Origin of the sequence: Dyella sp. (assembly GCF_035277725.1) — a bacterium.
Lineage (GTDB): Bacteria > Pseudomonadota > Gammaproteobacteria > Xanthomonadales > Rhodanobacteraceae > Dyella_B.
Map to the genome: position 1 here is coordinate 1 of NZ_DATEJY010000131.1, position 13,129 is coordinate 13,129.

Annotated in this window: 12 protein-coding genes; 4 read left to right on the forward strand and 8 right to left on the reverse strand. The window is 62.4% G+C overall.

Features of this window, described 5'->3' with window-relative positions; translation table 11 throughout:
* On the forward strand, positions 1-628 hold a 628-nt coding region (gene msrB, locus VJR68_RS12290), incomplete at its 5' end, for a peptide-methionine (R)-S-oxide reductase MsrB (RefSeq protein ID WP_324147975.1).
* Positions 629-1,034: 406 nt separating this feature from the next.
* Here the strand turns inward: msrB and nadD are convergent.
* From nadD to VJR68_RS12330, 8 genes are all read right to left on the reverse strand, one after another.
* On the reverse strand, positions 1,035-1,673 hold the full coding sequence (gene nadD / locus VJR68_RS12295) for a nicotinate-nucleotide adenylyltransferase (protein WP_324147977.1): 639 nt from the start codon (positions 1,671-1,673) through the stop codon (positions 1,035-1,037).
* 12 nt (positions 1,674-1,685) lie between these two features.
* Complete coding sequence (holA, locus tag VJR68_RS12300; RefSeq protein ID WP_324147979.1) at positions 1,686-2,696, reverse strand: DNA polymerase III subunit delta; 1,011 nt, start codon at positions 2,694-2,696, stop codon at positions 1,686-1,688.
* A gap of 2 nt (positions 2,697-2,698) precedes the next feature.
* Complete coding sequence (gene lptE, locus VJR68_RS12305) at positions 2,699-3,289, reverse strand: LPS assembly lipoprotein LptE (protein WP_324147981.1); 591 nt, start codon at positions 3,287-3,289, stop codon at positions 2,699-2,701.
* A gap of 4 nt (positions 3,290-3,293) precedes the next feature.
* A complete protein-coding gene (gene leuS / locus VJR68_RS12310) occupies positions 3,294-5,927 on the reverse strand; it encodes a leucine--tRNA ligase (RefSeq protein ID WP_324147983.1) in 2,634 nt (877 codons plus the stop codon).
* Positions 5,928-6,104: 177 nt separating this feature from the next.
* Positions 6,105-6,710 (reverse strand): PqiC family protein, encoded by a 606-nt coding sequence (locus VJR68_RS12315; RefSeq protein ID WP_324147985.1) that lies wholly within the window; start codon positions 6,708-6,710, stop codon positions 6,105-6,107.
* A complete protein-coding gene (locus tag VJR68_RS12320; protein WP_324147987.1) occupies positions 6,707-8,407 on the reverse strand; it encodes an intermembrane transport protein PqiB in 1,701 nt (566 codons plus the stop codon). The genes VJR68_RS12315 and VJR68_RS12320 overlap by 4 nt, the downstream gene beginning before the upstream one ends.
* The gene (locus tag VJR68_RS12325) at positions 8,400-9,023 is read right to left on the reverse strand and encodes a paraquat-inducible protein A (protein ID WP_324147989.1); all 624 of its coding nucleotides are present in this window, start codon (positions 9,021-9,023) and stop codon (positions 8,400-8,402) included. The genes VJR68_RS12320 and VJR68_RS12325 overlap by 8 nt, the downstream gene beginning before the upstream one ends.
* Positions 9,020-9,670, reverse strand: coding sequence for a paraquat-inducible protein A (locus VJR68_RS12330; protein ID WP_324147991.1), 651 nt, complete (start codon positions 9,668-9,670; stop codon positions 9,020-9,022). Before VJR68_RS12330 ends, VJR68_RS12325 begins: the two co-directional genes overlap by 4 nt.
* A 95-nt stretch (positions 9,671-9,765) precedes the next feature.
* On the opposite strand from VJR68_RS12330, the gene trxA reads away from it, so the two are divergent.
* The 3 genes from trxA to VJR68_RS12345 form a co-directional block, all read left to right on the forward strand.
* Positions 9,766-10,632, forward strand: coding sequence for a thioredoxin (trxA, locus tag VJR68_RS12335; RefSeq protein WP_324147993.1), 867 nt, complete (start codon positions 9,766-9,768; stop codon positions 10,630-10,632).
* A 634-nt stretch (positions 10,633-11,266) separates the two neighbouring features.
* A complete protein-coding gene (locus VJR68_RS12340; protein ID WP_324147994.1) occupies positions 11,267-12,490 on the forward strand; it encodes a histidine-type phosphatase in 1,224 nt (407 codons plus the stop codon).
* Between the two features lie 235 nt (positions 12,491-12,725).
* On the forward strand, positions 12,726-13,129 hold a 404-nt coding region (locus tag VJR68_RS12345), incomplete at its 3' end, for a DUF4442 domain-containing protein (protein WP_324147996.1).

The following is a 13,129-nucleotide window of genomic DNA, read 5'->3' on the forward strand; positions in this document are numbered from 1 at the left end:
CATGACATCCGCATTCGACGACAAGGCGATGGACCGTCGGCGATTCCTGTTCGCCTTGTTTGGAGGTGGCGCCGTGGTGGCACTTGGCGCCGTGACAGCGACACGCTTGATGAACCGCAAGGGAGGCAGCGCGATGGCCGCAGCAACGCCGGCAGCAAACGCTTCTCTTCAAATGCTGCAGCTGGAATGTTTTGCGGACGAAGACGGCCGCGATCTTGGCGTGTGCGACGTGCGCAAAGTGGTACTGACGGATGCGCAATGGCAACAGCGCCTTTCACCCGCCGCTTTCAACGTGCTGCGTCACGCGGGTACCGAAATGGCATTCAGCGGTCCGCACGAGAAACCGAATCACAAAGGCCTGTATCGCTGTGCCGGTTGCGATACGGCGCTGTTCAATGCCAACACGCAATTCGATTCCGGCACTGGCTGGCCGAGTTTCTGGCAGCCGATTGCCAAGCGGAATGTGATCGAGCACCGCGACACAAGTTTCGGCATGGAACGCATCGCCATCAGTTGCGCAGGATGCGACGGCCACCTTGGGCATGTGTTCGATGATGGCCCGCAGCCGACGGGATTGCGTTATTGCATGAACTCGGTGGCGATGCGGTTTGTGGCGTTTGCGGGTTGATGATTGCCAGGATCTTTCCGCTCGTCATTCCGGCGCAGGCCGGACGTAGCGCGCAGTGCGGAGAACATCCGAAGGATGGCCTGAAGGGGTGAGCGAAGCGAATCATCCCGTTTGAATACGGCGTGCGAAGCACACAAAACCCATCCCGAATACTGCGAAAAATTTTGAACTCGTCGTCCCGGCGAAAGCCGGGACCAGTGACTTTTTTAGGCGCCCAAAGTCACTGGGCCCCGGCTTTCGCCGGGGCAACGAATCAGGAGATATTGGGTTTTCAAGCAGCGCGTAGGTTGCGGTGACGCAAAGCCGAACCCCAACATGTCCCCGCGCATCACGGTGTTGGGGTTCGCGTTCCGCTCACCCCAACCTACGCCCCGTCCGCGGCCGACATTCATGGCAACGTATGCGGTTACGGCGCAGTGCGATACGGCGCCAGCAACGCCGCGTCATCGAACAACCCCGTCGGCAACAGATACCGTGGATCGCGCCCCGCCGCGAGCAATTCGCGAATACGCGTGGCGGACACTTCCAGCGGGGTCACCGCCAGCTCGATCACCTTCCCCGCCGCCTGCGAACGAATCACTTGAGGATCATCCGTGCGCCGCGCTGCCACCGCGCGTTCCACTTCGGCCGGAACACAGGCATCAATTCCCGGCCGATTGATCACGCCGATATGCGTCACCAGAAACAAGTCCCGCCAGCGATGCCAGCTGCGCAAACCGGCAAACGCATCCGCGCCCAGCAGCAACACCAACGGCCGTTCGCCGACTTCGCGGCGCAGTTCTTCCAAGGTATCGACGGTATAGGACGGGCCGCTGCGTTCCAGTTCGCGCGTATCGAGCGTAAGACGCGATTGACCATGCAACGCCGCACGCAGCATGTCGACGCGCTGCTCCGCACTGGCCGTGGGTGGCGGACGATGCGGCGGCACGTTGGCCGGCATCAGGCGCACTTCGGCATCGAGCAACTCGGAGGCTTCCCACGCGACGCTGAGATGCCCGATGTGAATGGGGTCGAAGGTGCCGCCAAAGAGGGCCAGCGGTTTCATCGTGTATCTCGGTTAGACCAGTGCCTGTGCGGCACGCGGTTCGGCGATAGCGGCGATCAGCCGCTGCGTTTCCCGCCAGGCATCGCCGCCTTCGCGTCCCTTGGCGATGCGATCGATGCGCGCCGCGCGCGCCAGGCATTGCATCCAATGCTCGCGTGGTGCGCGGCGCAGGGCCTTGCGGAACAGTTGCTCGCGTGCCGGCCATAAACGCTCTGCGCGCGCTTGCGCACCAAAGTCGTGCGCATTGGCCAGACGCAACGCCAATTGCAACTGATTCACCAGCCAGCCCATCAGCGCAATCAATTCGTCGCCTTCCGCATGCAGACCATCGAGAATGCGCAACGCACGCGCACCGTCGCCGCCCAATGCAGCATCCGTCAGCTTGAACACGTCATAGCGGGCGCTGTCGGCGACGAGGTTTTCCATCTCGGCCGCATCGATCTTGCCTTGTCCATGCAGCATGACCAGCTTGTCGATTTCCTGCGCGGCGGCGAGCAGGTTGCCTTCCACGCGCTCGGCCAGCAGCGCTACGGCATCGGGCGTCGCGGTCAGGCCGCGTGAAGCGAGGCGCGCGCCGATCCATGCTTCCCATTCGTTCGGGCGCGGTGCGTTGAAGATGACCACGCTGCCGGCGCTATCGACCTGCTTGGTCCATGCGCCTTCGTGCTTGTTGCTCCATTCCACCGCGGTGATCAGCAGCGTGACGTCCGGCGGCGGATTGGCGCAGAACTCGGTAATGGCCTTGGCACCTTCCACTCCCGGGCGGCCGGTGGGCAGGCGCAGATCGAGCAGTCGGCGCGAAGCGAATAGCGACATGCCTGCCGCCGAACGTGCCAGGTCATCCCAATCGAAATGCGCACCGACGTCGAGCACCTGGCGCTCGCTGTAGCCGAGTTTGCGTGCTTGCGCACGCAGGGCGTCGGCAGCCTCAAGCACCAGCAGTTCTTCGCCAGCCAGCAGGTAAACCGGGCTTAGGCGGTCCGCAGCCAGCGCCTTCTGCCACTGGATGTGGTTGAGCGGCATGGTTAATTGCCGATCGGCGTCGGCATGTACTGCGGCGGTGCCTGCGTAGTGCTCGCATTGGCCGGCAATGGCCCCACCGCATTGGCCGCCGCGGTTTCGCCGTTCTTGGCCACGGCCTGCAGCCGGAACAACAGGGCCTGGATGGCGTCGTCGGTCAGGCTGCCCTGGATCTGTTCCATCTGCGATTGGGTACCCACCGGCTGGCTGGCGTCGTAGCTGAATTCGCGCTGCAGATCGATGGCCTGATCCGGCACGATGACCTTGCCTTCCGGATTCGTCGCGGTGAACACCACATGGAAGCGCACGGCGAATTCCGTGACCTGCGCCGCGCCATTGATGGTGAGCGATTGCACGGTGAAGTTCTGCGCCGGCACGTGCAGCTCGGCAATGCCAGGGCCGGATTTGTCTTCCAGCGTGACGTTGGAAGCGAGCAAGGCGCGCGCCAGCTTGCGCTGGAAATCGCCGCCGCCCCCGACGGTGAGGTGCACGCGCTGCATGCCGGGCGGCAAGGCTGCGCTGCCGCGCAGGTGGAAACCGCATGCGGCAAGCGCAAGCATGGGCAGCAGCAAGACAATTTTCAGCATGCGGTTCATGGACTCATCCTGCGACGATGTTGACGATCTTGCCAGGCACCACGATCACCTTGCGCACGGTCTGCCCTTCCAGAAAGGCTGCCACATTGGGATGCGCGCGCGCCAGCGCTTCAGCTTCTTCCTTGGAAGCATTGGCGGCTACCTCGACGGTGCCGCGCAGCTTGCCGTTCACCTGCACGGCCAGGGTCAGTGAGTCGCGCACCAGCGCGGCCGGGTCCACCTTCGGCCACGGCTGATCGTCCAGCACCGTCTGCGAATGGCCCAGTGCCTGCCACAAGGTATGGCTGACATGCGGCACCACCGGATTGAGCAACAGCACCATCGCTTCCAGCGCTTCATGGCGCACGGCGCGGCCCTGGTCACTCTGGTCGGTGAATTTGCCGAGCGCGTTGAGCAGTTCCATCAGCGCGGCGATGGCGGTGTTGAAGGCGTGGCGGCGGCCGAAGTCGTCGCTGACCTTCTGGATGGTTTCGTGCAACTGGCGGCGCAACGCTTTCTGGCCAGCATCCAGTTGGGACGGATCGACTTCCGGATGATCCGGCTGCCCGACGTGCGTGATCACCTCGCGCCAGAAACGGCGCAGGAAGCGCGCCATGCCTTCCACGCCGGCTTCGCTCCATTCCAGCGACTGCTCCGGCGGCGCGGCGAACATGGAGAACAGACGCACGGTGTCGGCGCCGAATTTCTCCACCATCAACTGCGGATCGACGCCGTTGTTCTTGGACTTGGACATTTTCTCGGTGCCGCCGATCAACACCGGCTTGCCGTCGGCTTTCAGCACTGCACCGATGACGCGCGCTTTTTCGTCACGCTGGATTTCCACGTCGGCGGGATTGATCCAGTCCTTCGAACCATTCGCGTTTTCGCGATAGAACGTCTCGGCAATCACCATGCCCTGGCATAGCAGGTTGGTGGCCGGCTCATCCGAATGCACCAGGCCCGCGTCGCGCATCAGCTTGTGATAGAAGCGGAAGTACAACAGGTGCAGGATCGCGTGCTCGATACCGCCGATGTACTGATCCACCGGCAACCAGTAGTTGGCGCGTTCGTCGACCAGGCCATTCGCACCCGGGCTGGTGTAGCGCGCGTAATACCAGCTCGATTCCATGAAGGTATCGAAGGTGTCGGTTTCGCGTTCGGCCGCGCCGCCGCATTCCGGGCAGGTGGTCTTGCGCCATGCGGGATCGGCCTTGATCGGCGATTGCACGCCAGAGAAGGCGACGTCTTCAGGCAAGATCACCGGCAATTGATCTTCCGGCACTGGCAGCGCGCCGCACTTGGCGCAGTAGATCACTGGAATCGGGCAGCCCCAGTAGCGCTGGCGGCTAACGCCCCAATCGCGCAGGCGCCAGTTGACGCGGCGATGGCCCTTGCCGGCGGCTTCCAGTTTGCCGGCGATGAAGTCGAAGGCATCGCGGTAGTTCTTGCCGTCCATGTCGCCGGAGTTGATCACGCGCATGTCGGCGCGCGACTTGTCGGAGTACCACTCTTTCCAGTGCTGCGGATCGTAGGCGGCATCGTCGCCACTTACCGCAATGACCTGTTTGATCGGCAAGTTGTATTTGTGCGCGAACTCGAAATCGCGTTCGTCGTGACCCGGCACGGCCATCACCGCGCCGGTGCCGTAGCCCATCAGCACGAAGTTGGCCACCCATACCGGCACCTTGTCGCCGGTCACCGGATGGATCGCGAACAAGCCAGTGGCCATGCCGCGTTTTTCCTGCGTTTCCAGCTCGGCTTCTGACACACCGCCGTGACGCAGTTCTTCCAGGAACGCCGCCAACGGCGGGTTGCTACCGGCCGCCTTCTGCGCCAGCGGATGCTCGCCGGCGATCGACACGAAGGTGACGCCCATCAGGGTGTCCGGGCGCGTGGTGAACACGGTGAGCGGTTCGGCCTCGCCTTCCACGGCGAAGTGGATATCCACGCCTTCGCTGCGGCCGATCCAGTTGCGCTGCATGGTCTTTACCGCATCCGGCCAGCCGGGCAGCGTATCGAGACCATCGAGCAGTTCCTGCGCGTAGTCGGTGATCTTCAGGAACCACTGCGGGATCTCGCGCTTTTCCACCAGCGAGCCGGAGCGCCAGCCGCGGCCGTCGATGACTTGCTCGTTGGCAAGCACGGTCTGGTCGATGGGGTCCCAGTTCACCACCGCGTTCTTGCGATAGGCCAGGCCCTTCTGCATCAACCGGGTGAACATCAGCTGTTCCCAGCGGTAGTACTGCGGTTGGCAGGTGGCGAATTCGCGCGACCAGTCGATGGCGTAGCCCAGCGACTTGAGCTGGTCGCGCATGTGGTCGATGTTCTTGTACGTCCACTTGGCCGGTGCAGTGTTGTTCTTGATCGCCGCGTTTTCCGCCGGCAGGCCGAACGCATCCCAACCCATCGGCTGCAGCACGTTCTTGCCGGTCATGCGCTGATAGCGGCTGATGACATCGCCGATGGTGTAGTTGCGCACATGCCCCATGTGCAGCGCGCCGGAGGGATACGGCAGCATGGCCAGGCAATAGAACTTCGGGCGGGAGGGGTCCTCCTTCACCTCGTACGCGCGTTGCGCGGTCCAATACTGCTGCGCAGCGGCTTCCACCGTCTGCGGGTTGTAATCGTTGGGGGAACCTTGGGTCTGGTTGTCCTGCATGATCCGGCGCCGTTGATGCTTATTCGGCAGTGCAGGCGTCCATCGCCGTGCGCTGCGTGGGACCCGGCAGACTAGCAGAAATGATGATCGGCCTTCTTCCCCCGGCCGCAGGTTGGGGTGCGAAACCCCAACATCACCATGTCGATGGCGCCATAGTGTTGGGGTTCGCACCCCAACCTACGGACAGGCCGGCACGCTTCCCTCCGCCATGGCCGGCGCCACGCTGGCGATCTGCGCGGCCAATGTCGCCAACGCCTGTTGATGACCCGCCACCAGTCCGGCATAGCCCTGCCCCGCGCTTTCGTGGATGCGGCTGCTGCAGGTGAGCACGGCCTGGCTGCCCAGTTCGCGAATGGTCCAGGTGGCATCGATCAACGCATAGTCGCCTGGTGCGGAATCGAAGCGGCGCAGGTCGACCTTGATGCGCAGCACCGGCTTACCGTGCGTAGGCGCCGTGCCGCTGATGTCCTGCGCGCCAGTGCGACGCGCGAGTTCCACCGCCAGGGCGCCACGCACTTCATCCGCCAAGGGCGCGGCCCAGCGTTCGCCGTTGAGCAGGGCAACGGCCTGCCCACCCTGGCGCACGACCAGTTGCGGTACATCATCCTGCGCGGGAACGCCGACTTGCATCAGCTCGAACTGGAAGCTCGCCGGCGCCGCGGGCGACTCGGCTTGCTCGCCAGCCGGCGCGGGAACCAGTGTGTAGTAATGCACCGGCGCCGACGAACAAGCCGCCAACGCTACCGCGCCCCATGCCGCGATGACATGTCGCATACGAATCATGGCTTGCTCCCTTGCTGCGGCTGGGCGGTGGGCGTGCCGGTATCCGGCAATGGTGCGTCCTTGCTGCGTCCGCGGATCAGCGAACTCGGCTGGGTGTTCAAGTAATCGGTCAACGCGCGCAGCGAACGGGCCATGCGTTGCAGCTCCTGCAAGGTGCCGGCGAGGTTTTGCTGCAACGGCGAATCGGCCGCCAATGCGCTGTTGGCGGTGCCCAGCGTCTGGTTCGCCGTACCCAGCGTGCGGTTGACGCCCTTGAGCGTGTCCTGGAAGGCAGGCAGCACGTTGCTGTTGACCTGCTTGATGGTGCTATCCAGGTCGGCCAGCGTGTGGTTGAGGTTGTTGCCGATGGCGTCGAACGGGATCTTGCTGAGCTTGTCGACGATCTGCGCCATCTGTTCCTGCAGTTTGTCGAGGCTGCCCGGTACGGTGGGAATTTCCAGCGGACGCGCATCGGGGTTGTACGCCACCTTCGGCGCGTTCGGCACCAGATCCAGCGAAATATAAAGCTGACCGGTAAGCAGGTTGCCGGCTTTGGCTTCCGCGCGCAGGCCATGCGCGACCAGCGAGCCGATCAGGTGCGACATGTCGTCGTTGTCGCCCTTGGACTTGGCGATCTCGGCCAGCTTCTTGTGTGCGCGGCCAAGACGATCGGGATAGACCACCGCACCGACGTAGATCGGGAAGTGGCCGGTTTTTTCGTCGTAGTCCATGCGAATCGACACGACGCGACCGAAATTGATACCGCGGAATTCCACCGGCGCGCCTACGGCCAAACCACGCAGCGTCTGGTCGAAGCGCATCACGATGTAACGCGGCTCGCCATCCGGCGGCGCCATGGCGTTGGCTTCGGTGTCGAACAGCGTGTAAGAGGCGTCTTCGTCAGCCGCCTTCTCGTCCGCATGGGGGCCCGGCGCGTCGTTGAACGCCACGCCACCGGCCAGCACCGTAGCCAGCGATTGGGTGTTGAGCTTGAGGCCATCCGCGCTGATCGTGACGTCCACGCCGCTGGCATTCCAGAAGCGCGACTCGTTGGTCACGAATTTATCGTAAGGGCTGTCCACGAAGATCTTCATGGTGACGCCCTTGCCGTCGTCATCCAGCTTGTACGAGGCCACGCGCCCCACCTGGATGCGCCGGTAATACACCGGCGAGCCGATATCCAGCGAACCCAGGTCGCCCGATTGCAAGGTAAAACTCTTGCCGCGCGAGTCGTGTAACACGGACGGCGGATTTTCCAAGCCGACAAAATCCGTCTGCGTCTGCGTGGACTTGCCCACGTCCACACCAATGAAGGAACCCGACAGCAACGTATCGATACCCGACACACCACCCAGCCCGATTCGCGGACGCACCACCCAGAAACGCGAATCGGAGACCGCGATATCGCCCGCGCTCTTTTCCAGATCCACCTTCACGATCACCTTGCTGTGATCCTGGCTCAGGCGAATATTGGTGACCTTGCCGACCACCACGTCCTTGTACTTCACCACCGTCTTGCCCGACTCCAGGCCCTGCGCGGTCTGGAAGCTGATGGTGATGGCCGGCCCCTGCTGCCGCCATGCATTGATCACCAGTGATAGGCCGATCAGCGCGGCGATCGCCGGCACCAGCCAGATCCACGACGCGTTGAAGCGACGGTGCTTGACCACCGGTTCGGGCAAGTTGCCGCCAACGTTGGGAATGTTCTGGTCAGTCATCGTCGTCCTGGCAATCCCATATCAAGCGGGGGTCGAAACTCTGTGAGGCCAGCATGGTAAGCACCACGGTAAGGCCGAAATACACCACGCCAGGCAAGGGTTCCACCTGGCTGAAAAACCCGAACTGCACCAGCGCCGTCAGCAACGCCACCACGAATACGTCCAGCATGGACCAATAACCGACGAATTCCACCAGCCGATACAACATGGCCCGCTGCCGGCGCGCCCATGGCGTCCCCCGATGCGCACTCAACAACAGCGTGCTGATCACCAGAAACTTCACCATCGGCACCACGATGCTGGCGGTGAACACGATCACAGCCAGGTCCGGCGACCCCTTCTGCCACAGTTCGATCACGCCGCTGAGAATGGTGTTGTCGTCCACGTCACCCAGGCTGACCGTGCGCATGATGGGCAGCACGTTGGCGGGAATGTAGAAGATGAACGCGGCAATCAACAACGCCCACGTGCGCATGCAGCTGTACGGCTTGCGGCGATGCATGGAACTGCCGCAACGCGGACACGCCGCATGGTCCACTTGCGTGTCGCGGCAGACCAGGCCGCAGACGTGGCAGCCGATCAGGCCCAGCTCATGCGCGCGCGGAAGTGCACTCACGTCGGCGACTCCGGAATCTTGTCCCATAGCTGGCGCACATCGATGCCGGAGAAAATCGTGATCAAGATCGCCAGCGCCGCATAGGCAAACACGCCGATGTCGGGCGTCACGTCGAAATACATGTGCGCCTTCACGATCGACACCAGCACGCCGAGCACGAACACCTCGCTCATCGTCCACGGACCGATGTAGTGCAATATCACCATCAGCTGCCTGAAACCGGGCGCCCGCTGCCCCTTGCGGCCGTAGATGAGCAGCCAGCCCAGCACCAGCATCTTGCACAGCGGAAAGAAAAACAGCGTGCACGCCGCCAGCACCGACACCACCTGCGAGTGCTCCTTCCACATCATGATGATGATGCCCCACAGCGTGGCGTGGATCTGCGTACCGTTGAGCCCTAGCGTGATGATCGGCCACACGTTCGCCTGCACGAACACCACCATCACCGTCACCACCAGCGCGAACATCCCATTCAGGCCGATCCGCTGATGTCGCTCCAGCACCGCATGGCAGCGTGCGCAACGCGCCACGTCGCCGCGCGCCAGCAACCGGCGCCGGTAGACGGTGTCGCAGTGCTCGCAGATCAACAGATCCGACGTCATCGCCTTCTGCGCGTGTTCCATGCTGGCCGGGGGCGTGGTGCTCATAAGTCGGGATTCTCGCAAATCCGGGGCAAACACGCTTGGTCTTGATATGCTGCGCGCCGCCCCGATTTGCTCGGATTGATCCTTTGGAGCCCACCGTGAACGCCGCCGTCTCCCCGCACATCTTCGACGTCGATCAGGCCAACTTCGAAACCGAGGTGCTGCAAGCCTCGCTCACGACGCCCGTGCTGGTGGATTTCTGGGCCGAATGGTGCGGTCCCTGCAAATCACTGGGCCCAATGCTCGAAAAGCTCGCCGTCGAATACAACGGCGCCTTCCGCCTGGGCAAAGTCGATGTCGACAAGAACCAGGAACTGGCCGGCATCTTCGGCATCCGCAGCATTCCCACCGTGATCCTGGTGAAGGACGGCCAGATCCTCGACGGCTTCGCCGGCGCCCTGCCCGAAGGCCAGCTGCGCCAGTTCCTGTCGCGCCACGTGCAGCCACTGGAAGGCGAGCTTGAAGAAGAAGTACTGGAAGACCTCGCCCCCGAATCACCCGAAGAGGCCATCAACCGCCTGCAGCAGGAAATCGCGGAAAGCCCCAACCGCCCCGAACTCAAGCTCGACCTGGCCATCGCCCTGGCCCAGGCTGGCCATGCCTCCGCCGCCGAAGCCGAACTCAACGCCCTGCCCGCCAACCTCGCCACGGATTCACGCGCCGTACGCCTGCGCAGCCAGCTCGACCTGGCGCGTTCGCTGGAAGGCACGCCGGCGATGGAAGTGCTGCAGCAACGGGTGCATGCGAACACTCAAGACTGGGAGGCGCACGATTTGCTGGGCGTACGCCTGCTGCTCGGCACCGATCCTGCCGCCGGTCTGGAGCATTGGTTGCTCATCCTGGAAAAAGCGCGCGACTGGAACGAGGGCCAGGCGAAAAAGCGTCTACTTGCCGCTTTCAATACCCTTGATGACGCAGAACTGGTCGGCCGCTATCGCCGACGGATGGCGTCGCTGTTGTTCTAGTAGGCTGGGGTGCAAACCCCAACATCGTCATCGAGACGTACATGGCAGTGTGTTGGGACGTAAGTCCCAGCCGATGCGTCCATGCCGTGAACCAATTCCCTCTCCCTCCGAGAAGGAGGTTAAGGTGAGGGGCCGCACTTGCGGGAAACATGACGCATATCCGGCTCGCCTGAAAGCGCTTTCCTCTGGCGCCATAGCACTCGGCTCCGGCCCTATCCACGCCGATTGGATCAATGATGCCGCGTACGTACTATCAACAAGTCCATCGTACGCACCGCGCACCATTCCTTGATAACGAATCGCAGATGCACGCCGACATCACCCACTGCAGCACCGATTACGGAGCGTAGTTTTGTTCGGCTGGCCGCATGGCTTGTTCGCAACCACAAACGCAATGCGTGGCTTGCCGCGTTTCGGCACAACAACTGGATGGGCTGACCCTGTCCATCGGCATTGCATTAGCGCCGGCAATTCGCTGATCCGCATCACGTTTCATATCACCGTCACACGAGCACGATACACGCAATCGCGTGAGCGGCGATCCGCTATGCCGGGGCCTGCCGGGCCGCGGCGTGTTTCTGGATCTCTCGCTGAAACTCAAATGGCCCGCGCTATCTGATTACCAGGAGGCTCTATGCATTCTCCACTACTTGCCGCCGTGCTTTGTCTTTCCGCCATAACGGGGCCGTGTCTTGCCACCACCCATGCCACCACCGGCGCAGCACACGTCGTGCAGGAAGTGGTATTGGTGCGCCACGGCATCCGCTCACCTACCGCAGCGCCGGATGAACTTGCCGTCTACGCATCGCAAGCGTGGCCGACATGGAACGTCGCGCCTGGCCAGCTCACCGAACATGGCGCTGCGCTGATGCGCTCGTGGGGCGCCTGGTATCGGCAACGCCTACAGTCCGAAGGCATGCCGCTCAAGTGCGACAGTGTGCGCACGGTCGCGGATAGCACACCGCGTAACCGCGATAGCGCCGCCGCGTTGATGCGAGGCCTCACGCCAGATTGCACAGGCGCCTATGACGCACTTGCGGCAGATCAAACCGATCCGCTGTTCCATGGGATCGGCAAGGATAAGAAAGTGCCGGATGATGGATCGCCGGCCTTTTCTTCGTCTGCCATGGCGATGCTGCAAAACGTGCTGCTTGGCTGCACGGATCGGCCGTGCCTGGAGCAAGCAAAAGCCCAAGGCAAAAAGGTGCCGATGCTCGAAGCTCCCGCCAAGGCACTCAAGCAAGCGGGAACACTGTCGGAAAACCTGATGCTTGAATACGTGCAAGGCATGCCACCGGCGCAAGTCGGCTGGGGGCGCGCGGACGCGAACGCCATTGCGCAGATGATCACGCTGCACAACGATTCTTTCGCCTTCTCCGCCAAAGCGCCGGATGCAGCCGTCGCACGCGGCGGCAATATGCTGGCCCACATCGCCGCGACCCTGCGTACCGCAGCGCATGCAAAGTCGGACTTGCCGACGCTGGCACCGCATCAGCAACGCTCTGTCATCCTGGTTGGCCATGACACGGACCTCGCCAGCGCGGCCAGCCTGCTGCAACTCGATTGGCACAACGCCACGCAGAAGGACGATTACCCGCCCGCTGGCGCACTCATCTATCAATTGGTGGAACACGATGGGCAATACACTGTTCGCCTCTTCATCGCCCAACCGACGCTTGCCGCCCTGCGCAACGGCAACGTGGAACATTCCGCCGCCGAAATCGTAACGCCGCTGCGTTTGCCAGCATGCGACAAGCAACTCGAATGCCCGCTATCCCGCTTCAGTGACATCGTCGAACGGCTTGTCGGCGTGTCTTTCGTCCTGCCATCCAGCGGCGATGAGCCATTGGCCAAATAAGATATTGCGGCAGGTCAGCGTACCGATATCTGCGCAGCAAACACTAAGCAGCAGAGATGGCACGCAGGTTGGGATGACAATCCCGGCATCGCTATCGATACGAACAGCCGGGATTTCATCCCAGCCTGCTCGACTGCTGTTGTTGTTTTGAGCGCTTGAAACATTGACCGCGTCAGCGAAGAAAAATCCATACGCATAAGCATGGTAGATTGCATGCTCCTTCCCGGAGCCCTTCATGCGTGCATCCACTTTCCGCTTTCTTCTAAATCTATGGCCGCCCTTTCTGTTCAGCGGCATTCGCTTGCTGAAGCTGGATAAGGATTACACCGAAGCGCGCGTAGTGTTGCGTTTACGGCCATGGAATCGGAATTACGTGCGCACGCAATTTGGCGGCAGCTTGTTCGCGATGGCAGATCCGTTCTGGATGTTGTTGGTACTGCATCACCTCGGGAAAGATCACTTCGTGTGGGACAAGGCCGGGACTATCGATTTCGTGGCACCGGGCCGCGAGGATGTCTATGCACACTTCAAGCTCGAACCGGGCATGCTGGATGAGTTGCGTGCGGCAGCGGCGAACGGCGAGAAGGTGTTGCGCTGGTTTGATGTACCGATCAAGACGGCGGCGGGCGAAGTGGTCGC